We start from the raw sequence: 22,227 nt of genomic DNA, 5'->3' as shown, positions 1-22,227 counted from the left end.
CGCCGCGGCAATGCCGCGCGTCCCCGTGGCACCTGGGGCGCGCGCGCTTCTCAGGCCGTCGCTAGCAGCACGACGCCGGCGGAGATCAGCGCGATGGCCGCCAGCTTCTGCGGCCCCATCGCCTCGCCGAAGCCGAAATGCCCGACCAGCATGATGATGACGTAGGAAGCGGCCGTGCAGGGCAGCGCCACGCTCATCGGCAGCTTCCGCAGCGCGATGATGTAGAGCAGCGCCGCGCCGCCATAGAAGCCGAGGCCGAGGAGCGTCTGCCAGCGGAAGAGCTGGTGGATGAAACCGGCCGAGCCGAGCGTGCCGATCTTCAGCAGCACCTGCCCGAGCATGGAGGTGCAGATCGCCCCCGCCAGCACCAGCCAGGAGGTGATCATGCCCGCGGCTCCGTGACGCGTGGCGTGACGATATCCCGCACCACGCCCTGCGGCTTGCCATTGGCGGAGAGGAAGGCGCGGCCGAGATATTCGCCCATCACGCCCAGGATCAGGAACTGCACGCCCGCCACCAGCAGCGTGATCGTCATGACCGAGGCCCAGCCGGATGGCGTTTCCTTCGTCATGGCCTCGACAATGGTGAAGACGGCCCCGGCCACGCCCATCATGCCCATGACGACACCGGCGAACATCGCCATCCGCATCGGCATCAGGGAGAAGTTGGTGGCGAGGTTCAGCCAGAGGCGCACGAGGCGGCGCAGCGTGTAGTTGCTGCGGCCCTCCACGCGCGCCAGGTGCAGCACCTCGATACTGTCGATGCACTGCGTCACCTGCATGATCAGCCCGTCGATATAGGGGTAGGGGCCGGCGTATTTCGTCACCTCACGCACCACCAGCGCGGACATGCAGCGGAAGGAGGAGAGGTAGAGCCCGGGCGGCTTGTCCAGCAGCTCGTCCGCCACCTTGTTGGCGAAGCGCGAGCCCAGGTTGCGCCAGCCTTCGTGCTGCTTCTCGGCATAGTAGGTATAGACCACGTCCCACCGGCCCAGCCGCGCATGGTCATAGAGCTTCAGCACTTCCTCCGGCGGGTTCTGCAGGTCGTCATCCATGGTGATGACGTAGCGGCCACGGGCATGGCGCAGCCCGGTCATGACGGCGTTGTGCTCACCGAAGTTGCGGGCGTGCTCGATATAGGTGAGCGGCACGGTGGCCGTGGCGGCCAGCGCGCGGCAGACCTCGCCGCTGTTGTCGGGGCTGCCGTCATTGACCAGCACGATCTCGATCCCGCCTTCCGGCTGGAGGGCGGAGAGTGCCTCGACAAGCCGCCCCACCGTGCCGGCGCCACGATAGACCGGCACGACGATGGAAAGGCCGAGGACGGGTGGCGGGATTTCGCGCATGGGAGACGGTTCCGGGGTGGGTCTCAGGCAGACCGCGTGGCGGTGAGCAGCACCGACCCGCCGGCCGGATAACGGAGGCCGAGCCGGGCCAGCGCCGCCTCTGTCCGCGTGGCAGCATGCAGCGTGGCATCCAACCATGGCGGGAAGGGGGCGACATCGCTGGCGGCGTCCGGCGCGCGGGACCTGAGCTTGCGCTGCGCCACCATCAGCGGCAGCAGCAGGCTGTTCCAGTAGCGCGCCTCGATCGCTTCGAAGCCGGCGGCGCGCAGCAGGGCGGTGGCGCCGGCGGCGGTATAACGGCGGGCATTGTGGACGCGCGTGTCATGGGCGCTCCGCAGCCATTCGAAGGCGGGCAGGTTCAGCACCAGCGTGCCGCCGGGCGCCAGCACCCGGTGGAACTCCGCCAATGCCCGCGCCTCCTGCACGCCGCGGTGGCAGAGCACATCCACGCTGACCAGCGCACCGAATCGGGCATCCGGGTAGGGCAGGGCGTTGGCATCCCCCGCCGCCACGGCGGCGCCGGATTTCCGCGCCGCGCGCGCGGCGGCCTCCGGGCTGTATTCCAGGCCTGCCAGGGCGCGGCCGGGCAGGGCAATGGACAGGCGGCGCAGCATGCCGCCGGTGCCGCAGCCGGCATCCAGCAGGGGCAGCGCAGTGCGGCCGGGGCGGGCGCGCAGAGCCGCCACCACGCGGGCATGGGCGGCGCGGTACCACCACATCCGGTCCTCCGCCGCGTCCATCAATGCATATTCAGTTCGTTCCACAGCGTGCTTGTGGCAGTGCCCGAACTCCGCCGCAATGGCGGTTCATGACCCAGGGGCATGGCTGCCGCCGCCGCGCCGCCATGCCAGGATGCGATACCCCGAGATGACCGAGACCCCGTCGCTTTCTACCGCCCGTGGTTCCGGCCTGCTCTCGGCGCTGCCGGCCCTTCTGCCGGCGCTGCTCTTCCTGGCGCTGATCATCTCCCCGCCCATGAACCAGGATGTCGCGGCGGTGCTCAGCTTCTCGCAGCGGATGCTGGCGGGGGAGGTGCTCTATACCGACCTCATCGACGTCAATCCGCCGCTGATCTTCCTGTTGAACCTGCCGGCGGCGGCGCTGGCGGCCTGGACGCCGCTGGATGGCGTGCAGGCGCTGCTGGTGCTGCTGCTGGCCTTCTGCGTGCTGGTGGGCTGGCTCTGCCTGCGCCTCAACCCGCCACGCGGCACGGCCGAGGCGGCCATGATGCTGGCATTGCTGCCGCTGGTGTTGCTGCTCGCCGGCTATGATTTCGGGCAGCGGGAGCAGATCATGGCCGCCGCCGCGCTGCCCTATCTCTTCCTGGCGGAGCGGCGAATCGAGGGCGCGCGGCCCGGCATCCGCGGCGTCGGGCCGGTGGTCGCGCCGCCGGGGCTGCGCTGGCGCCCCTCCAGCGTGGTGCCGGGGCCGCTGATGGTGGCCGGCTGCACCGTGCTGGCCGCCACGGGCTTCGCGCTGAAGCCGCATTTCCTGATCGTGCCGGCGATGGTGGAGGCGCTGGTGCTGCTGGCCTCCGGGCGCAGGCGGGGCTGGGCGGCGGCCTTCCTGGACCCCGTGCCCTGGGGCATGGCGGCCCTCTGGCTCGGCTACCTGGCGCTGATCCTGCTCGGCTTCCCGGCCTATTTCGGCCAGGTGGTGCCGCTGGTTCGGGATTATTACCTCGGCCTCGGGGGTGCGAGCTGGTGGCAGGTGCTGCTGACCGTGCATCTCTTCACGGCCACCCTGATGACCGTCACGCTGGGGCTGTTGGTGCTGCGGCTCAGCACGAAGCTGGTGGGCTGGATGCCGCGCGTCCTGGCGGTGGCCATGCTGGGCGGGCTGGCCGCCGCGCTGGTGCAGCACAAGGGCTGGAGCTACCACGTCGTGCCGGTCTGGATGTGGGGCGGGCTGCTCTGCGGCCTGACGATGGCGCGGGCGGCGGATGCGCTGCTGCCCGCCCGCACCGCCCGCCGCGCGGCGCCGCTGCTGGCCACCGGCACCGCCGTGGCGCTGAGCCTGCTGGTGATGCGGGGCGGGGAGGCACCCTGGCGTGAATTCGCCTATCACACCGCCCCGGTCGGCCGCCTGACGGAGTGGCTGGAACAGAAAGCGCCCGGGGGGAGGCTGATGGTGCTCTCCCCGGACATCTACCCGGCCTATCCCGCGCTGAACTATGCCGGGAACCAGCCGGTGCTGCGGTTCATGAGCACCTGGCTGTTGCAGGCCATCTATGCCAGCTGCCCGGCCGATGGTGCCCGCTTCCACGCGCCGGCGCAGATGTCCCCGGCCGAGCGCTATCTCTTCGAGGGCGTGGCGCAGGATATCTCGGAGACCCGGCCGAAGGTCGTTCTGGTGGCGCGCGACCCGCTTATGCCCTGGTGCGCCGGGCAGCCCTTCGACATGATCGCCTACTTCAACCGTCATCCGCGCTTCGCCGCCGAATGGCGCCACTACCGCCAGGCCGGAGAGATCGACGGCTATATGCTGTTCGAACGGGAGGAATGATGCTGCCCCAGTCCCACCACCGCCGCGCCACAGGGGCGCCGCGCGGTGTCTGAGATCCGCCTGACCTCTTCGCGGGTCTCTTCCCCTGGGGCTTCCCCCCTCCCGGCCCGGCTGGATGACGCGGTGCGGGGCATCCTGCTGGTCGCGATAGGCTATGCCATCATCAGCTGCGCCGATGCGGCGGTGAAATGGGCGCTGCCGCAGATCGGCATCGCCGGGGCCATGCTCTGGCGCGGGGTCTTCGGCGCGGTGACGGTGGCGGTGATCGCCCGCGCCGGCGGCACCCCCTTCGCGGCGCTCTGGCCGGTGAATCTGCGGCTCGTCAGCACGCGCAGCCTGCTGCACTGCGTCGTCTCCTGTGCCTTCTACGCCGCCTGGTTCCTGGGCATGCCCCTGGCCGACAGCTACGCGGTGGCCGCGGTCTCACCGCTGATCATGACGCTGCTGGCCATCCCGCTGCTGGGCGAGACGGTAGGCTGGCGGCGCTGGACCAGCACCCTGATCGGCTTTTCCGGCGTGCTGGTGATGCTGCAGCCGGGCGGCTCACTCTGGCGGTGGGAAACCGGGGTGCTGCTGGGCGCCATGGTGCTGCTGGCGCTGACCCGCCTCTGGACCCGCGTGCTGGCGCGCACCGATACGCCGGCCACCATCACCTTCTGGCTGATGGTCGCGCATATCCCGGCCGGGCTGGTGCTGATGCCCGCCTTTCCGCCGCCGGAGACGCTCTTCCCCTCCGGCGGCATCATGCTGGCGCTGGCGGCGCTGGGCTGCGGCAACGCCATGGCGCATATGCTCTTCGCCCGTGCCTTCGCCATGGCGCCGGTCTCGGTGCTGGCACCCTTCGAATATAGCCCGTTGATCTGGGGCCTGCCGCTGGGCCTGCTGATCTGGGGCGACTGGCCCAGCAACACCACCTTCGCCGGTGCCGCCATCGTCATCGCCGCCGGGCTCTACAACCTGTACCGGGAACGGCTGCGGGCCCGGCTGGCAAGGCAGGCGGCCGCGTTATGACGGCGATGCGGCATGATATCCGCCGTGGTGCGGTGCTGATCCTGGCTTCCACGCTGCTCTTCTCCCTGATGGCGGTGGCGGTGAAGCTGCTGGGCAGCCGGCTGCCCTTCATGGAGATCGTCTTCTTCCGCAGCTTCTTCGCCCTGCCCGTGGTGGTCGTGCTGGCCATGCGCGGCAGCGCGACGCTGCGGACCCGGCGCCTTCCCGGCCATCTGGGCCGTGCCTGCACGGGCCTGATGGCCAGTTGCTGCATGTTCTTCTCCGCCACGGTGCTGCCGCTGGGCGAACAGCAGGCCCTGACCTACAGCACGCCCATCTTCGTCACGCTTCTGGCTATCCCCGTGCTGGGGGAACGGCCGGGGCCGCACCGCTGGGCGGCGGTGGTGCTGGGCTTCCTCGGCATCCTCGTGATCGCTCTGGGGCCGGGGTTGATGGGCCAGCCGCATGCGCCGCCGCCGGGGGTGGCGGAGTGGGTGCTGCTGGCGGGCTATGCCGCCGCTTCCCTGCATGGCTTCTTCGCCGCCGGCACCACGCTGCTGGTGCGCCAGCTTTCCTCGACCGAGACCAGCGCCAGTATCGTGCTGTGGCAATCCCTGCTGATGACGGTGCTGAGCGCGTTGGCGCTGCCCTTCGTCTGGGTCACGCCCACGCCGGGGGAATGGCTGCTGCTGCTGGTGATGGGGCTGGTGGGCGGCATTGCCCAGCTTCTCTCGACCGAGGCCTTCGCCAGCGCGCAGGTGTCCTCGCTCGGGCCCTATACCTATACCGCGCTGCTCTGGGCGGCCTTGTTCGGGTGGATCTTCTGGGGCGATGTGCCGGGGCCGACGATGGTGCTGGGCGCGGCGATGATCGTCGCCGCCGGCCTCTATATCCTCCAGCGGGAGATGCGGCGGCGGCCTGGACGGGGCGCCGCGGCCGTGGCGCCGCAGGGCGCCGCCGCCGCGTCCGGGCAGGGCGACTGAGCCGCCCCGCCTCGCAGCGCCTCAGAAGGACGCGGTCACGCCCAGGCGGAAGCCATGGTAGCCACGCTCGCCATCCAGGTAGCTGGCGCTGAACCGCAGCGGCATGGTGCTGCCGAAGCTGGCGGAGATGCCGTATTCCTGCCAGCTGTCCACCGCCAGGGCATCGCCCGTCATGCGCGTGTCGATGAAGGAGACGCCCAGGCTGACAGGCTGGCCGCCGAGTTCCCCGACCGGCGCGGTCAGCGAGACACCGTTGCGGTAGGACCAGTTCTGCAGGTCATACTTGATGTTGTATTCGCCGACCTTCAGCGGTGAGGTCTGGTAGCGGGCGATGCTGTTGCCGATGCCCAGCGTCATGTTGCCGAGCGCGATGCGGAGGTCGCTGGTCAGCGAGCCGCCATAGGTGGCGCCGACCGCGCCCACCTCATCCGACCCCGCGGCGCCCCAGCGGATGGAGGGCGTCAGCGCCCAGCGCAGCTGCGGGGTTCTGACGATCGGCACGCGCACGCCGACGGCGCCGGTGCCCATATAGGAGGTGGCGCCCGCGGTATCGGTGATGAAGAGCGGGATGTGCAGGAAGACCTCCGGCCCATCCACCCCGAAGGTATAGGACGCGCCGATCGGCAGGCTGTAGGTGTCGATGTCGAAGCTGCTGGCGCTCTGCTGCTGCATCGCCGCGCCGATGCTGAAGTGCCAGCCGGCGGCACGCGGCGCCATGCCTCCGTCATCGCCGGGCAGCAGGGTGCCGATGGTGTAATCGGCGATCACCGACTGGCCCAGCAAGGAGGAGGGGTTGCCCGCCACCGGGTCCGCCGTGCTGTTGGCGACGACGGCCTTCACCAGCTGCTTCAGTTCTTCGCCGTTCTCGTTGCCCTTGGCAAATTCCTGCAACTGCCGCTGGGTGGCGCTCAGGCTGCCGGCGTCGAAGACACGCTCGTAATCGGCGTCGGGGGAGGTGAGGCGCAGCGCGGTCGGATCGCCGTCCACGGTGCTGACCGTCATGGGCACGCCCCGGACGTTCACCTCGGCATTCACCTGAGACCCGCTGGTATAGTTGGGCGCGATCCGCTGGAGGGCGCCACGGTTCAGCAGGCTCAGCAAGTCCGATAGGTCATTGTAGTTTCGCGTATAGGTCTGCCCATCCACGTTCAGGTTCAGCTCGAATGGACTGGCGGCAGCGGCCGGTCGGGGCAGAGCCAGGAGGGCGGCGATGGTCGGCGTGGCGGCGAGGCACGCGAGGCGGATCTTCTGCATGCGCCCATATTGATGAGTCAATCTGCAACTTAAACGGGAAAATCGACCCTGAAAACTGAATGCATAGGGGTGTTGCATCTTCACAACTTATAGTTGTTAAGTTCAAGATTGATGGGCCGGTGCCGGTTGTGTTCCCGCGTCCCGGATCTGGACAGGCGCGGCCGGATGGTGCCCTCTGGCGCCGGTATCCCTGCGGATCGGCGGCGCATGAGCATTCCCTTCCTGAAGCAAGACTCCCTGCCTGCCGGCGTGGTTGAGGAGCTCGGCGTGGCCGGCGGGCCGCGTATCCGCCGCATCCGCTGCGACAATCCCGGCGCCTTCACCTTCCTAGGCACCAACAGCTACCTGCTGGGCGAGGGAGAGGTGGCGCTGATCGATCCGGGGCCGGAGGATGCGGCCCACCACGCCGCGCTGCAGGCGGCCCTGCCCGGGGAGCGGATCACGCGCATCCTGGTGACGCATACCCATCGTGACCATACCGGCGGCGTGCCGGGCCTGCGCGCGGCCACCGGGGCCTCCACCTTCGCCTTCGGCGCCCACCTCACTCCGCCCGCGGAAGGCGGGGAGGGCGCTGACCACGACTTCCAGCCCGACCATCGCCTGGGCGACGACGCGGTGCTGGAGGGGGAGGGCTGGCGGCTGCGGGCGCTGCATACTCCAGGCCACTGCGCCAACCACCTTTGCCTGGCGCTGGAGGATACCGGCATCCTGTTCAGCGGCGACCATGCCATGAGCTGCTCGACCAGCGTGGTGATGCCGCCGGATGGCGATATGGCCGCCTATATGGCGGCGCTGGCGCGCATCGCGGCGATGGACTGGTCGCTGATGCTGGCCGGCCATGGCGCGCCGCTGGCCGAGCCCGGCCCGCTGCTGCGGGCCTTGCTGGCGCATCGGGGAGAGCGGGAGGCGCTGGTGATGGCGGCGCTGCGCCGGCACGGCCCCGCGACGGCCGAGGCGCTGGTGCCCCCGGTCTATGGCCCGCTGGACCCGCGCCTGGTGCGCGCCGCCGGCCAGAGCCTGCGCGCCCACCTGCTGAAGCTGCGTGCCGAGGGCCAGGCGGCGCAGGACGAGGCCGGGGTCTGGCGCCCTGTGCCGGGATGACGCAGCGCGGCCATGACGAAGCAGGGCTGGATCACCGGCGCCACGGAGTTTATCCGTTCACTCCCGCCACGGCCGCGCGGGGCCGGAAAAGGGGCCTGGCATGATTGAATCGCCGCTGTTCACCGCCGTGACGCGGAATGTGCGAGTCTCCGTCCGGGCCTTCTACCTGGAGGACCAGTCGCGGCCGGAGGAATCGCACTTCGTCTGGGCATACCGCGTCAGCATCGAGAACCAGGGCCAGGTGACGGTCCAGTTGCTGAAGCGCAGCTGGCAGATCACCGACGCCATGGGACGGATGCAGCAGGTGCACGGGCCGGGGGTGGTGGGGGAGCAGCCGGTCCTGGAGCCGGGCGAGAGCTTCGAATATACCTCCGGCACACCGCTGGCGACGCCCTCGGGCTTCATGCGCGGCACCTACCACATGGTGGAGCATGACAGCGGCGAGGCCTTCGACGTTGCCATTCCCGCTTTCAGCCTGGATTGCCCCCACCAGGGCGGCGCCCTGCACTGACCGCATGGCGGCTTGCACCGCGCCCGATCCTGCCCATCTGGAACCACGGCCCGGATTTTCTTCCCGGGCGTTGCACGGACATCATCTGCAGTGAACATCCAAGCCCCGCGCCCCGCGGCCGAAGCCGACAACGCCACCCAGGCCCGCCCGACGCGGGAGGAGGCCGAGGCGGCTGTCCGCACCCTGCTGCGCTGGGCCGGAGACAATCCGGAGCGCGAGGGGCTGGTCGATACCCCCGCCCGGGTGGTGCGGTCCTATGAGGAGTTCTTCTCCGGCTACGGCGAGGACCCCGTCGAGTTGCTGGCCCGCTCCTTTGAGGAGACGGATGGCTATGACGAGATGGTGGTGCTGCGCGATATCCGGCTGGAGAGCCATTGCGAGCACCACATGGTGCCCATCATCGGCCGCGCCCATATCGCCTATCTTCCGAAGGGCCGCGTGGTCGGCATCTCCAAGCTGGCGCGCGTGATGGATATCTATGCCAAGCGCCTGCAGATCCAGGAGAAGCTGACGGCGCAGATCGCGAACACCATCAACGACGTGCTTCAGCCGCTCGGCGTCGCGGTGGTGATCGAGGCTTCCCACCAGTGCATGAGCACGCGCGGCGTGCACAAGCCCGGGGTCACGATGGTCACCAGCCGCATGTTGGGAGCCTTCCGGCGGAACCCCTCCACGCGGCGGGAATTCATGGCCATCATCGGCGCCCCCCGCGCCGGCGGCTTCGAGGGCTGAGGCCCGGGCCGGGCGGTCAATCGACCGCCTCGGCCTCCACCTCCACCAGGAAGCGCTCATCGGCCAGCCCGGCCGGCACCATCAGGGTGCTGGTGGGCGCGTGGTCGCCGAAGAACGCGTTGCGTGCCTGCCGCCATTCGCCCAGCAGGCCGCGGTCGGTCAGCAGCACCAGCACCCGCACCACATTCTTCGGGCCCATGCCATGGGCGGCCAGCACGGCGCCGAGATTGGCCAGGGCCTGCCGGATCTGCGCCGGCCCGCCCTCGGCCACCGTGCCATCCGCCGCCACGCCGATCTGCCCGGCGATGACGAGGCGCCGTCCCGGCCCCTCGACCAGCGCCGCCTGGGAGTAGAAGCCGGCGGGTGCCGGCACGCCCGCCGGGTTGCTGAAGGTGACGCGGCTCATGGGCGGGGCGGGGCCAGGTTCGGGGTGAGGTTCGGCGCGAAGCGCGGCGTGGGCGGTGGCAGCGAAGGCGCTGGATCGGCCACGCTGGCCGGCACCGCCGGGGCCGGGGCCGCCGGGGCACCGCCGTCCAGGCTCTCCTGCTGGATCCCGGCAGGGGGCAGCACGCCCGGATCGCCGTTCATCAGCCAGTCCCGCAGGTTGCGGCGCAGCTGGAACTCGAATTCGACGTTCAGGTCGTCCATCGCCTGCCGGACGATCTGGTCGGCGGCGCGGGCGCGGCTCGCCGGACCCTCGTCGATCACAGTGGCGCTGCGGCGCACCTCCGCCTCGGTGAAGCCGACCCGGCGTCCATCCCCGCCCAGGATCTCCACCCGCACACGGATGACGCAGGTCAGCCGCTCCGTCTGCTGCGCGAAGATGCCGCCGGCGCTCGCGACTTCCCGGATCAGTGTCGCGCTATCGATGAGGAAACGCGCGCGGCCGGTGGTGCCGACCGCCACCAGCCGGTCCCGCCCCATCTGTGCTGCCAGCGCGGAAGGGGAGAGGGGCGCGGGCGGGTCGGTGCGGAAGGCAGGGCCGGGGCCAGGCTCCACCACCTCGATATCCAGCACGTTCAGCCGCAGCGGCGTCAGATAGGCGTAGCCGGGGGGCGGTTGCAGCGTCGGCGTGGTGTCGCCGCTGGCGCAGGCGGCGGCCAGCAGCGGCAACAGCAGAATCACGCTTCGCCGCCCAGGCACATAAGCGCCCTGGCGCGCGTTCCTCGGCATCATTCCGTCGTCTCCCCCCGTGGAAGCGTTCAGCTCGGACGCGAGGCCCCCCGCACCTCATCCCGCGCGAAGCGGAAGGTGGTGTTGCAGAACTCGCAGGTCATGGAGATTTCGCCCGATTGGGCCATTTCGTCCAGATCCTCGTTGCCAAAGCCCTCCAGTACCGAGGCCAGCCGCGCGCGAGAGCAACGGCAGCCATAGGAAAGCGGGCGCGGCCGGTCGAGCACCAGCCCCTCGGCATGGAAGAGGCGATAGAGCAGCTGTTCCGGCGCCAGGGCGTCGTCCAGCAACTCCTCGTCCTTCACCGTGGCGGCCAGGGTGACTGCGGTCTCCCAGGCATCGTCCTGGCTGAGGCTGTCCATATCCGGGCCGATGCCGCCCTGGCCGGCCACCCGCTCCAGCACCAGCGCGGTGCCACGCCAGCCCTGCGGCCCCTTGCCGGCGGCCAGCCATACGCGGCTGGCCAGCTGCTCGGAACTGGCGAAGTAATGGCCGGTCATCTCCGCGAGCGTCTCGCCCTGCAGGGCCACGATGCCCTGGTAGCGGTCCATGCCGGGACCCTGATCCACCGTGAAGGCCAGGTAGCCGCTGCCCAGCAGGGCGCCGGCCTCGGCATCGGCGCCGTTCAGCAGGGCCAGGCGCTCCATATCGGCGCGGGCATAACCGCGCAGCATGCCGTCATCCGTGCAATCGGCCAGCAGCATCGGCACGGCGCCGTCGCCCTTGACCTGCAGGCTGAAGCTGCCCTGGAACTTGAGGGCCGTGGCCAGCGCGGCCGTCAGCGCCAGCGCCTGTCCGGTCAGCTTCTTCACCACATCGGGGTTATCGTGGCGGGAGAGCAAGGCATCGGCCAGCAGGCCGAGACGGATCAGGCGGCCCCGCACTGGCTTGTTCTGGAGATGGAATGGCTGCACCCCCTGCGGCACGATCACCTCAGGCACGGGGGGGCGGTCATTGTCACGCGGGGCGTGGGGAAGGGTCGGATTGTTCACGCGCAGGCTTGTCCATGCTCAGGCCAGAGATCGGGCCACGCGGGGCCGGCGGATGGCCCCGGGGGTGATTCGGGCGGTTCAGTCGGGCAGCAGGGCGCGGCGCCACGCGCCTGCCATGCCGGAATACGGCGGAAAGAAGCCCCGCCTTCGGTCAAACCGATAAATAGGGATGATGCCGGCCGGATGCGACAGGCAGGCGCGATCAGGCGCCCGCCGTCGCCTGGCCTTCCTCCATGAGATGGGACACGATGGCCCCCCGCACAGGGCGCAGGTTATTGCCGAATCGCAACGCTGCGTTGCGTATCAAGCGGGCCGGCAGGTGGTCACTGGTATAAAGCAGGGCCGTCGCATTGGTGGCGAGATAGAGGCCCCGCGTGGCCTGCCGGTGCTCGGCCTCATATCCGCGCAACACGGGGCCGGCGGCGAAATCCCGCCCCTCCGCCACGGCGGCGCGGATGCGGCGGGCCAGGATGTCCTGGCCCTGCAGGCCGAAATTGAAGCCATGGGCGGTGACGGGATGCATGCCCACCGCCGCATCCCCCAGCAGCGCCAGCCGCCGACCGGCGAAGCGCCGGGCATAGACGGAGACCAGCGGATAGGTGTGGCGGCTGCTGATCAGCTCCATCGGCCCCAGTCTCCCGCGGTAGCGGCGGGTGATCTCGGCGCTGAAGACGGCGCCATCGGCTTCCTTCAGCCGGGCGATCTCCTGCGGTGGCAGGGTCAGCACCAGGGACGAAACCTCGCCGTTCAGCGGCAGCATGGCCATGGTCTGGCCGTAGTCGAACCATTCGGTGGCGATGTGGTCATGCGGCAGGGTGTGGCGCAGCCGTGCCACCAGCATGGCCTTGCCGAAATCCAGAGTCTCCGCCTCGATCCCCGCCAGCCGGCGGATGGAGGAGAAGCGGCTGTCGGCCGCCGCCACCAGCCCGGCGGAGAGCCGCCGCCCGTCGGAGAGCGTGACCACCGCTCCCTCCGCATCCGTGTGCAGCCCCGTCACGCGGAGCCCCGCCAGCAGCGTCGTATTCTCCGGCAGGGCCTCGTGCAGCGCGCGGCGGATGATGTGGTTCGGCACCAGCCTGCCCAGCTCGGCCGCCTGGCGCCCCGTGGTGTCGAAGCGCAGCGCATAGGGTGAGCCGCCATTCAGGACCCGCGCCTCCCGCAGGGGGGAAGGGATCTCGGCGGGGATGCGGTCCCAGGCGCCCAGGCGGTGCAGGATGTCCTGGGAGCGGTGGGTCAGCGCGATTTCCCGCCCGTCGAAACCAGGGGCGGCGAGGGCGGCCTGCTGCTGCGGCTCCACCACCGCCACGGAAAGGCCGGTCCCGGAGAGCGAGCCGGCGAAAGCCAGGCCCACCGGGCCGCCCCCCACGATCACGACGTCGAACTGCATGGTGCCGGCCCCCGGAACTGGAACTGGCATCCACATAGGCGGCCGGGCAGCCCCTGTCACCCACTAGCCCCTCAGGGCGCGGCGGCGCCACGGGGTAGCCGGCGCCCGGTATCTCGGAGGGGAGGCTACACCCCGCCCTTGGTCAGCCGCCGCCCAACGCCCAGAGCAGCACGCCCTTCTGCGCGTGCAGGCGGTTCTCTGCCTCGTCGAAGACCACGCTCTGCGGGCCGTCGATCACCTCAGCGGTGATTTCCTCCCCGCGATGGGCGGGCAGGCAATGCATGACGATGGCATCCGGCGCCGCCTGCTTCAGCAGCGTCTGGTTCAGCTGATAGGGGGCGAGCTGGTTGTGGCGCGCCGTGGGGCCGCCATCCTTCTCGTCCGACATGCTGACCCAGGTATCCGTCACCACGCAGCGGGCGCCGCGCACGGCAGCCACGGGGTCGGCCGTCAGCTCGATCGCGGCACCCTCCTGCCGCGCCCAGTCCACCAGCTGGGCCGGCGGCGCCAGCTCCGGCGGGGTGGCGAGGCGCAGCGTGAAGCCGAAGCGCGCGGCGGCCTGGATGAAGCTGCGGGCGACGTTGTTGCCATCCCCCAGCCAGGCCACCACCTGACCGGCGATCGGGCCACGATGCTCCTCGAAGGTCAGGATATCGGCCATCAGCTGGCAGGGATGGGAGACATCCGTCAGGCCGTTGATCACCGGCACCGTGGCGTGCTCCGCCAGCTCCCGCAGCTTGGTCACGCTGTCGGTGCGAAGCATGATGGCATCGACATAGCGGGACAGCACCTTGGCCGTATCCGCCGCCGTCTCACCCCGCCCGAGTTGCATGTCCTTGGAGGAGAGCACGACGGCATGGCCGCCGAGCTGATGGATGCCGACCTCGAAGGAGACGCGGGTGCGGGTGGAGGGCTTCTCGAAGATCAGCGCGATCGTCTTGCCCGCCAGGGGCTTGTCGGCCCGGTTGCCGTGCTTGGTCTCGGCGGCGAGGTCCAGCATCCGGCGCAGGGTCGGGGCGTCGAAATCCGACAGTTCCAGAAAATGGCGAGGGGGCGTCACCGCCCCCCCCTTGTTCCCCGGTGCCATCGCGGTGCTCACTTGGCCGGCGCCTTGGCCTGCAGCGTGGCAGCGGCCTTGGTGAAGGCACGGTCCAGCGCCGCCACGGCCTCGTCCACATGCTCGCGCGTGATGATCAGCGGCGGCGCCACGCGCAGCACGTTCTGGCCAGCGGCGACGGTCAGCAGGCCCTCCGCCACGGCGGCGGCCTGCATATCGCCGTTGGTGACGGCATCCGAACATTGCAGGCCCAGCAGCAGGCCGGCGCCGCGCAGCCCGGTCAGCACCGCCGGGTGGCGCTCCACCAGGGCCGAGAGGCTCTGCCAGAGGTAGCGCGCCGTGCCATCCACCTGGTCCAGGAAGCCATCGGCCAGGACGACATCCAGCACGGCATTGCCGGCCGCGCAGGCCAGCGGGTTGCCGCCATAGGTGGTGCCGTGGGTGCCGGGCTTCAGGTGCTTGGCCACATGCTCCTTGGCCAGGACGGCGCCCAGCGGGAAGCCGCCGCCGATGCCCTTGGCCGAAGACATGACATCAGGCTCGATCCCGGCCCACTGGTGGGCCCAGAGCTTGCCGGAACGGCCCATGCCGGTCTGCACCTCGTCCAGCGCCAGCAGCAGGCCGAACTCGTCGCAGACCGCGCGCAGCTCCCGCAGGAAGCGCAGGTCGGCGGGGCGGACGCCGCCTTCGCCCTGGATCGGCTCGATCATGATCGCGGCGGTCTGCGGGCCGATGGCATCCCGCACCGCGTTCATGTTGCCGAAGGGCACATGGTCGAAGCCCTGCACCGGCGGGCCGAAGCCGGCGAGGTACTTCTCGTTGCCGGTGGCGGAGAGGGTGGCCAGGGTGCGGCCGTGGAAGGCGCCCTCGAAGCAGATGGTGTGGAAGCGCTCGGGGTGGCCGTTCTCGGCATGGTACTTCCGCACCGCCTTGATCATGCCCTCATTCGCTTCGGCACCCGAATTGGCGAAGAAGACACTGTCGGCGAAGCAGGTATCGACCAGCCGCTGCGCCAGGCGCTCGGCCTGCGGCACGCGGTAGAGATTCGAGGTATGCATCACCTTGGCCGCCTGCTCGGCGATGGTCCGCACGAGGTGCGGATGCGCATGGCCGATGGAGGTGGTGGCGATGCCGGAGCCGAAATCCAGGAATCGTCGCCCGTCCGTCGTCCACAGCCAGGCACCCTCGCCCCGCTCGAAAGCGAGGTCGGCGCGGTTGTAGGTCGGCATCAGGGCGGGGATCACGGTGTCTCAGGCTCCGCATTCCCATGGGGTCGGGCGACGATCGTCCGGCTTCCTGCCACGGGAATTCTACATGGTGCCGCAAACCGCCCCGCGCGGCAACCGCCCCGCGACCGGAGGCGTTCTCCGGTCATCGCCGTGCACACGGCTGACATGAATGGAGGACGACCCATGCGCAATTCCATGATCGCCCTGGCCTCGGTTGCCATGTTCGGGCTGGGCACCGCCGCCCAGGCGCAGACAGCCGGGGACCCCACGCGCAATTCGCCGGCCGTCACCACCCCGACGCCAGGCATCCAGCCGGCACCGCAGGCGGGCGGGACGAGCAACCCGCCGGGCACGGAGGCCACCCGGTCCCTGGACCGCGCGGCGGGCACCAATACCTCGGGCGCCTATCCGCAGAATTCGGACGGCACGGCCAATAACCCGCCGGGCACGGCGGCCGGCCGGGCGGCGGAGCGCGCGACGCCGAATTCGCCCGATGGGACCGGGAACAACCCACCGGGGACGGCGGCCACCCGTGCGCTGGACCGCGCGGCCGGCACCAATACCTCGGGCGCCTATCCGCAGAATTCGGACGGCACCCCCAACAATCCGCCCGGCACCGCCCTGGGGCGCGCGATGGACCGGATGACGAACGGGGATGCCGCCGACGGCAGCCGCGTGCCGGGCGCCAACCGTCAGGCGCCGGACACCGCCCCCTCCGCCCCGACCGGCTCCGCCATGGGGCGCGCCGCCGAAGGTCAGACCAGCGCCGGCACGACCCCGACCCCGTCCCGCTAAGACGTCACGGTTCCTCGGCAGGGAAGGGCGGCTTCGGCCGCCCTTTCCATGTCCGGACCTCAACCCCTGGCATGGCGATGGACGGGGTGGAGGAAACACGGCACCATCCCCTGTAACAAAGCGCGTATAATTCACGATGGTCACGAGGGATTGACACAATTCCACTTTGGCCGTTTGTGGCCGGGAATAGCGAAGGGGACTGGTCGATGAGGATCACACGCCGCGAGGCCCTGCTTTCCGGGGCTGGTCTGATGCTGGCAGGCGCATGGCCTGCCTCCCATGCCGCCGCGCAGGCCGCGGCCACGCCGCGCAAGGGCGGCGTCCTCACGGTGCATCTGGGTTCCGAGCAGCGCATCCTGAACCCGGCGCTGCGGGCCTCGACCGGCGTCTACGTCATCACCAGCAAGATCATCGAGCCGCTGGTGGACCTCGGCACCTCCGGCAGGCCGGAAGGCGTGCTGGCGACCTCCTGGGACGCCTCGGAGGATGGCAAGACCATCACCTTCAAGCTGCGCGAGGGGGTAAAGTGGCACGACGGCAAGCCCTTCACCTCGGCCGATGTGCAGTATTCCGCGATGGAACAGTGGAAGGTGCACCTGAACTACGGCACCACGCTGCAACTCTACCTCGACGCCGTGGACACGCCGGACGAGCACACGGCGGTCTTCCGCTACTCCCGCCCCATGCCGCTGGACCTGCTGCTGCGCGCGCTCTGCGACCTCGGCTACATCGTGCCGAAGCATGTCTTCGCCGGCAGCAATGTGCTGGAGAATCCGGCCAATACCGCGCCGATCGGCACCGGCCCCTACAAGTTCGTGGAATACCAGCGCGGGCAGTACGTCATCGCGGAACGCAACCCGGATTACTGGCGCCAGGGCTTCCCCTATCTGGACCGCATCGTCTGGCGCTTCATCACCGACCGCTCCGCCGCCACCGCGGCGCTGGAGACCGGATCGGTGCAGATCTCGGCCTATAACGGCCTGCCGCTGGCGGATCTGGACCGGCTGAAGAGCGATGAGCGCTTTGAGGTCTCGACCCGCGGCGTGGAAGCCAATGTCTTCAACAACACGCTGGAGTTCAACACGCGCCGGAAGGAACTCTCCGACGTACGCGTGCGCCGCGCCATCGTGCACGCCATCGACGTGCCCTTCTTCCTGGAGAACTTCCTCTACGGCCTGGGCAAGCCGGCCACCGGGCCGATCCCCTCGCTCTCCACCGATTTCTATCCCGCCGACTCCGCCGTGCCCTATCCCTATGACAAGGCGAAGGCCGAGGCCCTGCTGGACGAGGCCGGCTACAAGCGCGGCGCCGGCGGCATCCGCTTCACGCTGAGGATCGTGCCGATCCAGAACGGCGAGGACGTGCCGCTGCTGGCCACCTTCATCCAGCAGTCGCTGCAGCAGGTGGGCATCCGGGTCGAGATCGTGCAGCTCGACATCGCCGGGGCGCTGACGGCGGTCTATCGCGACTGGAACTTCGACCTCGCCACCGGCTGGCACCAGTATCGCGGCGATCCCGCGGTCTCGACCACTGTCTGGTATCGCTCTGGCAGCCCGAAGGGCGCGCCCTGGACCAACCAATATGGCTGGCAGTCCGAGAAGGTGGACGCGCTGATCGACCAGGCCGCCAGCGAGCTGGACCCGGCGAAGCGCCGCGCGCTCTACGCCGAATGGGTCAAGGCGGTGAACGAGGAGATTCCGGTGGCCATGCTGACGGAGCGGCCCTTCTACGCCGTCACCAGTCGGAAGGTGCAGAACCACCATACCTCGCCGCGCTGGGACTCCGGCGACTGGCACGACACCTGGCTGCAGCCGGGCTGAGGCGGAGAGATGCGCATCCTGGCCCTTGCGCTGCGCCGGCTGGCCGCGAGCCTGCCGACGCTGCTGCTGATCCTGATCGGCCTCTTCCTGCTGTTGCAGCTGGCGCCCGGCGATACCGTCGATGCGCTGATGGCGCAGATGGGCGGCGGCGACCCGGCGATGATGGAGCAGCTCCGCAGCTTCTATGGCCTGGATGCGCCGGTGCTGGTGCAGCTGGCGCGCTATCTGCTGCGGCTGGTGCAACTGGATCTCGGCTTCTCCGCCATCTACGGCAAGCCCGTCTCCACCGTGATCCTGGAGCGGCTGCCGGTGACGCTGCTGCTGATGGGCACCTCGCTCTGCTTCGCCTTCGCGGGCGGCATGGCGCTGGGCGTGCTGGCGGCGCGGCGGGTCAACAAGTGGCCGGATGCGCTGATCTCGACGCTCGGCCTGATCTTCTACGCCACGCCGTCCTTCTGGTTCGGCATGATGGGGATCGTGGTCTTCGCCATCAAGCTCGCCTGGCTGCCGGCCGGCGGCTTCGAGGAGATCGGCGCCGGCCATACCGGCCTCGCGCGGGTGCTGGACATCGCGCATCACCTGGTGCTGCCGGTGACCACGCTGGCGCTGATCTTCCTGGCGACCTACCTGCGGATCATGCGCGCCTCCATGCTGGAGGTGCTGAGCCTGGACTTCGTCCGCACCGCCCGCGCCAAGGGGCTGAGCCAGACGGGGGTGCTGCTGCGCCATGTGCTGCGCAACGCGCTGCTGCCGGGGCTGACGCTGATCGGCCTGCAGGCCGGCACCATGCTGGGTGGCTCGGTGGTGGTGGAAAGCGTCTTCAACCTGCCCGGGCTTGGGCGGCTGGCCTATGAATCCGTGGTGCAGCGGGATCTGAACACCCTGCTCGGCATCGTCTTCGTCTCCGCCCTGCTGGTGATCCTCGTGAACTTCGTTATCGACCTGCTCTACGCCAAGCTCGACCCACGCATCACGGCGGGGCGGTGATGGGATTCCTGCGTCGCTACCTCCGCAGCCCTGCCGCGGTGATCGGGCTGCTGCTGCTCCTGACGGTGGTGGCCATGGCCATCAGCGCGCCCTGGGTCTTCCCGCGCGACCCGCTCTCCCTCGCCGGGCGGCCGCTGCAATGGCCGGGGGCGAATCCCCGCTTCTGGCTGGGGACGGACAATACCGGCCGTGACATCGCCGCCCAGATCTTCCATGGCGCGCGCGTCTCCCTGCTGATCGCGCTGGTGGCGACCGTCATCTCCATCGGCATCGGCATCGTGGTGGGCGCCATCGCCGGCTTCTATGGCGGCTGGGTGGATGACGCGCTGATGCGCGTGACCGAAGCCTTCCAGACCCTGCCGAACTTCATCCTGCTGCTGGTGCTGGTGGCGGTCTTCGGCTCCGACATTCGCACGGTGACGATCGCCATCGGCATCGTATCCTGGCCGCCATCGGCGCGGCTGACGCGAGCCGAATTCCTTTCCCTGCGCTCGCGTGAGTTCGTGCAGGCCTGCCGCGTACTGGGGATGCGCGACGCGCGCATCATCTTCCGCGAGATCCTGCCCAATGCCCTGCCGCCGGTCATCGTCTATGCCAGCGTCATCATGGCGGTGGCGATCCTGCTGGAAAGCTCCCTGGCCTTCCTCAATCTTTCCGATCCCAATGTCCCGTCCTGGGGCAATCTGATCGGCGCCGGCCGGGGCGTGCTGCGCGTGCAGTGGTATGTCTCCGCCATCCCCGGCGTGGCGATCCTGCTGACGGTGCTGGCGGTCTCGCTGGTCGGGCAGGGATTGAACGACGCGCTGAACCCGAGGCTGAAATCCCGATGAGCCTTCTCTCCATCGAGGGGCTGACCGTGGCCCTGCCCAAAGGTGGCGATCGCCCGCACGCGCTGCGCGATGTCTCGCTGGTGCTGGAGCCCAACGAAATCCTCTGCGTGGTGGGGGAGAGCGGCTCCGGCAAGTCCATGACCGCCGGTGCCGTGATGGGCCTGCTGCCGGAGGGCGTGCAGGCCGAGGCCGGGCGCATCCTCTTCGAGGGGCGCGACCTGCTGACCATCCCGGAGCCGGAGATGCGGAAGCTGCGCGGCGCCCGCATCGGCATGGTCTTTCAGGAGCCGATGACGGCGCTGAACCCGCTGAGGACCATCGGCAGCCAGATCGGCGAGATGTTCCGCGTCCATACGCGGCTCTCCAACGCCGAGCGGAACACGCGGGTGCTGGCGCTGCTGGAGCAGGTGCGCATCCCCGACCCCGCCGCCGCGGCGCGGGCCTTCCCGCATGAACTTTCCGGCGGGCAGCGGCAGCGGGCGATGATCGCCATGGCCCTGGCGCTGGAGCCGAAGCTGCTGATCTGCGACGAGCCGACCACGGCGCTGGATGTGACGACGCAGGCGCAGATCCTGGAGCTGATCCGCGATCTGCAGCGGCGCACCGGCACGGCGGTGCTGTTCATCACCCATGACTTCGGCGTGGTGGCCGATATCGCCGACCGCGTGGCCGTGATGCGCCATGGCGAGGTGGTGGAGCAGGGGCCGGCCGGGGATATCCTGAACCACCCGCGCCACCCCTATACCCGTGCCCTGGTGGCCGCCGTCCCGCCGCTGGCGCCGCCGCCCGCCAGCATCCTGGCGGAAGGGGAGCCGGTGCTGGAGATCCGGCATCTTTCCAAGACCTACCGGAAATCGGGCTTCCTCAGCCGCAACCGCCGCGTGACCCATGCGGTGCGCGACGTCACCCTCAGCCTGCCGCGTGGCGGCACGCTAGGCATCGTGGGGGAGAGCGGTTCCGGCAAGTCCACCCTGGCCCGCTGCCTGGTGCGGCTGCTGGACCCGGAGGAGGGGAGCATCCGCATCGACGGGCAGGACCGGCTGGCGCTCTCGCGCGCCGATCTCCGGCGGGATGCGCGGCGGATCCAGATGGTGTTCCAGGACCCCTATGCGAGCCTGAACCCGCGCCGCAAGGTGGGGGAACTGGTGGCCCAGGGCCCGATGATCCACGGTACCCCACGCGCCGAGGCCATGGCACGGGCGCGCGAGCTGTTCGAGTTGGTGGGGCTGGACCCGGCCGGACTGGACCGCTTCCCGCATGAATTCTCCGGCGGGCAGCGGCAGCGCATCGGCCTGGCGCGGGCGCTGGCCATGCGGCCGGAGGTGCTGGTCGCGGATGAGCCTGTTTCGGCGCTGGATGTCTCGGTGCAGGCGCAGGTCCTGAAGCTGCTGGCCGGGCTTCGCCAGCGCCTGGGGCTGTCGATGGTCTTCATCACCCATGACCTGCGCGTGGCGGCGCAGCTCTGCGACCACATCGCCGTGATGCGCCAGGGCGAGGTGGTGGAGGAAGGCGTCACCGCCGAGATTTTTGCGAACCCGCGCCACGAATATACCCGCGCACTCTTTGCGGCGGTGCCGGGCAAAGGCTGGACGCCGCCTGTGGCCTTCGGGGCGGAAGAGCTGGTCTGACGCCCTGTCAGCAGCGGTTCTTCTCCACCGCCTGGTTCAGAAGGTCCAGGAAGGCGCTGTAATAGGCGGGGATGTAGTGGAAGGGCTCCTTGCTCCAGCGATGCTGCGGGTCGGCGAAGAGGAATTCATCCGGCACCCGCAGCGTCAGGCATGAGGGCAGCAGGGCCCGGAAGTTCTCGTGATAATGCTTCAGCAATTCGTTGCTGGGCGCGACGCGGGCCCGGACCTTCTCATCGAAGGGCAGCAGCTCGCCCTCGACCGTGCGGAAATGGCTGGACCAGCGGGCTTCGTGAAGGATGATCCGTTCGGGCGCGAAGCGGCGGGTGGCGCGCTCCATGAAATACTCGGCGCCGCGCCGCCAGTCATCCAGGATGGGCGGATGCAGCCGCCGGCGGCGTTGCAGACGATCCTGGTGAAAGGCCAGGAAGGGTTCCTTGAGCACGTGCCGCGTGGCCGCGACATGGCTGGAGCCGACTTGCATCAGGTCGAAGCGCTCGTCGATGAAATCGACGATCAGGTAGTCGGCATCGGCTGAGAAGCGGAAATATTCCTCGCTTTTCTCGAGATCCATGAAGACGCAGCGCCGCTCGAAGGGCGGCAGGTCGGCATACCAGGCCGGGTCGTATCGGACAGGCTCGTCCCGCAAGCCTACGAAGGATTGCCGTGCCGCGTAGAACAATACGTCATGTCCGGTCGGGGCAAGGAAGTCGAAAGGATCGCGGGAGACGCAACTGCCGAAGATATCAAAGCGCATCACCTGTCCTCTGTCCGGCGCCGCGTCAGGGCATGTCCCCGTGGCGGATGCTATGTCGTGTCGCCGCTAATTTGAAGCGCCTGTTCCGCCGGCTTTCCATCTGCCGGGCATGCCGGACAGCCAGGAGTTGCAGCCCTGGAGGCGGCAATTGAAG

General features: G+C 69.5%; 22 protein-coding genes. 11 read left to right on the top strand and 11 right to left on the bottom strand.

Annotation, left to right across the window (positions count from 1 at the left end):
• Nucleotides 1-50: 50 nt before the first annotated feature.
• Genes IAI58_RS15160 through IAI58_RS15150 form a run of 3 tightly spaced genes read right to left on the bottom strand, consistent with a single transcriptional unit; the run spans nucleotide 51 to nucleotide 2,085 of the window.
• Complete coding sequence (locus tag IAI58_RS15160) at nucleotides 51-386, bottom strand: DMT family transporter (RefSeq protein WP_207445764.1); 336 nt, start codon at nucleotides 384-386, stop codon at nucleotides 51-53.
• The gene (locus IAI58_RS15155) at nucleotides 383-1,345 is read right to left on the bottom strand and encodes a glycosyltransferase family 2 protein (RefSeq protein ID WP_207445763.1); all 963 of its coding nucleotides are present in this window, start codon (nucleotides 1,343-1,345) and stop codon (nucleotides 383-385) included. Before IAI58_RS15155 ends, IAI58_RS15160 begins: the two co-directional genes overlap by 4 nt.
• A gap of 23 nt (nucleotides 1,346-1,368) precedes the next feature.
• On the bottom strand, nucleotides 1,369-2,085 hold the full coding sequence (locus IAI58_RS15150; protein WP_237182252.1) for a class I SAM-dependent DNA methyltransferase: 717 nt from the start codon (nucleotides 2,083-2,085) through the stop codon (nucleotides 1,369-1,371).
• A gap of 127 nt (nucleotides 2,086-2,212) precedes the next feature.
• Between IAI58_RS15150 and IAI58_RS15145 the strand changes: the two genes are divergently transcribed.
• From IAI58_RS15145 to IAI58_RS15135, 3 genes are read left to right on the top strand one after another with little or no spacing between them, the layout of a single operon-like run.
• Nucleotides 2,213-3,850: a hypothetical protein gene (locus tag IAI58_RS15145; RefSeq protein ID WP_207445761.1), complete on the top strand. Its 1,638-nt coding sequence runs from the start codon at nucleotides 2,213-2,215 to the stop codon at nucleotides 3,848-3,850.
• Nucleotides 3,851-3,895: 45 nt separating this feature from the next.
• The gene (locus IAI58_RS15140) at nucleotides 3,896-4,861 is read left to right on the top strand and encodes a DMT family transporter (protein WP_237182865.1); all 966 of its coding nucleotides are present in this window, start codon (nucleotides 3,896-3,898) and stop codon (nucleotides 4,859-4,861) included.
• Complete coding sequence (locus IAI58_RS15135; RefSeq protein WP_207445760.1) at nucleotides 4,858-5,823, top strand: DMT family transporter; 966 nt, start codon at nucleotides 4,858-4,860, stop codon at nucleotides 5,821-5,823. Before IAI58_RS15140 ends, IAI58_RS15135 begins: the two co-directional genes overlap by 4 nt.
• Nucleotides 5,824-5,844: 21 nt before the next feature.
• On the opposite strand, the gene IAI58_RS15130 is transcribed toward IAI58_RS15135, so the two are convergent.
• The gene (locus tag IAI58_RS15130; RefSeq protein ID WP_207445759.1) at nucleotides 5,845-7,077 is read right to left on the bottom strand and encodes a hypothetical protein; all 1,233 of its coding nucleotides are present in this window, start codon (nucleotides 7,075-7,077) and stop codon (nucleotides 5,845-5,847) included.
• Between the two features lie 207 nt (nucleotides 7,078-7,284).
• Here IAI58_RS15130 and IAI58_RS15125 point away from each other — a divergent pair, with 207 nt between their 5' ends.
• From IAI58_RS15125 to folE, 3 genes are all read left to right on the top strand, one after another.
• Nucleotides 7,285-8,178, top strand: a complete 894-nt coding sequence (locus IAI58_RS15125; RefSeq protein WP_207445758.1) for an MBL fold metallo-hydrolase — start codon at nucleotides 7,285-7,287, stop codon at nucleotides 8,176-8,178.
• Nucleotides 8,179-8,278: 100 nt separating this feature from the next.
• Nucleotides 8,279-8,689: a Co2+/Mg2+ efflux protein ApaG gene (apaG, locus tag IAI58_RS15120; RefSeq protein ID WP_207445757.1), complete on the top strand. Its 411-nt coding sequence runs from the start codon at nucleotides 8,279-8,281 to the stop codon at nucleotides 8,687-8,689.
• Between the two features lie 90 nt (nucleotides 8,690-8,779).
• A complete protein-coding gene (gene folE, locus IAI58_RS15115; RefSeq protein WP_207445756.1) occupies nucleotides 8,780-9,421 on the top strand; it encodes a GTP cyclohydrolase I FolE in 642 nt (213 codons plus the stop codon).
• Nucleotides 9,422-9,437: 16 nt separating this feature from the next.
• Here the strand turns inward: folE and IAI58_RS15110 are convergent, their stop codons facing one another.
• The 6 genes from IAI58_RS15110 to IAI58_RS15085 form a co-directional block, all read right to left on the bottom strand.
• Nucleotides 9,438-9,827 (bottom strand): RidA family protein, encoded by a 390-nt coding sequence (locus tag IAI58_RS15110; RefSeq protein ID WP_207445755.1) that lies wholly within the window; start codon nucleotides 9,825-9,827, stop codon nucleotides 9,438-9,440.
• Complete coding sequence (locus tag IAI58_RS15105; protein ID WP_207445754.1) at nucleotides 9,824-10,546, bottom strand: hypothetical protein; 723 nt, start codon at nucleotides 10,544-10,546, stop codon at nucleotides 9,824-9,826. The genes IAI58_RS15110 and IAI58_RS15105 overlap by 4 nt, the downstream gene beginning before the upstream one ends.
• A 77-nt stretch (nucleotides 10,547-10,623) precedes the next feature.
• Entirely contained in the window at nucleotides 10,624-11,586 is a 963-nt protein-coding gene (gene hslO / locus IAI58_RS15100; protein WP_237182864.1) for an Hsp33 family molecular chaperone HslO, read from the bottom strand.
• A 202-nt stretch (nucleotides 11,587-11,788) separates the two neighbouring features.
• On the bottom strand, nucleotides 11,789-12,973 hold the full coding sequence (gene ubiM, locus IAI58_RS15095) for a 5-demethoxyubiquinol-8 5-hydroxylase UbiM (protein ID WP_207445753.1): 1,185 nt from the start codon (nucleotides 12,971-12,973) through the stop codon (nucleotides 11,789-11,791).
• 142 nt (nucleotides 12,974-13,115) lie between these two features.
• The gene (argF, locus tag IAI58_RS15090; protein WP_207445832.1) at nucleotides 13,116-14,060 is read right to left on the bottom strand and encodes an ornithine carbamoyltransferase; all 945 of its coding nucleotides are present in this window, start codon (nucleotides 14,058-14,060) and stop codon (nucleotides 13,116-13,118) included.
• A gap of 8 nt (nucleotides 14,061-14,068) precedes the next feature.
• On the bottom strand, nucleotides 14,069-15,274 hold the full coding sequence (locus IAI58_RS15085) for an aspartate aminotransferase family protein (protein ID WP_207445752.1): 1,206 nt from the start codon (nucleotides 15,272-15,274) through the stop codon (nucleotides 14,069-14,071).
• A gap of 168 nt (nucleotides 15,275-15,442) precedes the next feature.
• Between IAI58_RS15085 and IAI58_RS15080 the strand changes: the two genes are divergently transcribed.
• From IAI58_RS15080 to IAI58_RS15060, 5 genes are all read left to right on the top strand, one after another.
• Nucleotides 15,443-16,054 carry a hypothetical protein gene (locus tag IAI58_RS15080; RefSeq protein WP_207445751.1) on the top strand — a complete coding sequence of 204 codons (612 nt, stop codon included), beginning with the start codon at nucleotides 15,443-15,445 and terminating at the stop codon, nucleotides 16,052-16,054.
• Nucleotides 16,055-16,260: 206 nt separating this feature from the next.
• Nucleotides 16,261-17,874 (top strand): ABC transporter substrate-binding protein, encoded by a 1,614-nt coding sequence (locus tag IAI58_RS15075; protein WP_207445750.1) that lies wholly within the window; start codon nucleotides 16,261-16,263, stop codon nucleotides 17,872-17,874.
• Nucleotides 17,875-17,883: 9 nt separating this feature from the next.
• On the top strand, nucleotides 17,884-18,861 hold the full coding sequence (locus IAI58_RS15070; RefSeq protein WP_207445749.1) for an ABC transporter permease: 978 nt from the start codon (nucleotides 17,884-17,886) through the stop codon (nucleotides 18,859-18,861).
• Nucleotides 18,861-19,691 carry an ABC transporter permease gene (locus IAI58_RS15065; RefSeq protein ID WP_207445748.1) on the top strand — a complete coding sequence of 277 codons (831 nt, stop codon included), beginning with the start codon at nucleotides 18,861-18,863 and terminating at the stop codon, nucleotides 19,689-19,691. Before IAI58_RS15070 ends, IAI58_RS15065 begins: the two co-directional genes overlap by 1 nt.
• Entirely contained in the window at nucleotides 19,688-21,319 is a 1,632-nt protein-coding gene (locus IAI58_RS15060) for an ABC transporter ATP-binding protein (protein WP_207445747.1), read from the top strand. The genes IAI58_RS15065 and IAI58_RS15060 overlap by 4 nt, the downstream gene beginning before the upstream one ends.
• A gap of 7 nt (nucleotides 21,320-21,326) precedes the next feature.
• Here the strand turns inward: IAI58_RS15060 and IAI58_RS15055 are convergent, their stop codons facing one another.
• Nucleotides 21,327-22,073 carry a DUF6270 domain-containing protein gene (locus IAI58_RS15055; RefSeq protein ID WP_207445746.1) on the bottom strand — a complete coding sequence of 249 codons (747 nt, stop codon included), beginning with the start codon at nucleotides 22,071-22,073 and terminating at the stop codon, nucleotides 21,327-21,329.
• Between the last annotated feature and the right edge of the window lie 154 nt (nucleotides 22,074-22,227).

The sequence above is a fragment of the Roseomonas marmotae genome (genome assembly GCF_017654485.1).
GTDB lineage: Bacteria > Pseudomonadota > Alphaproteobacteria > Acetobacterales > Acetobacteraceae > Pseudoroseomonas > Pseudoroseomonas marmotae.
Note: the sequence above shows the minus strand (reverse complement) of the source record. Positions and strands in the feature narration are given on the sequence as shown.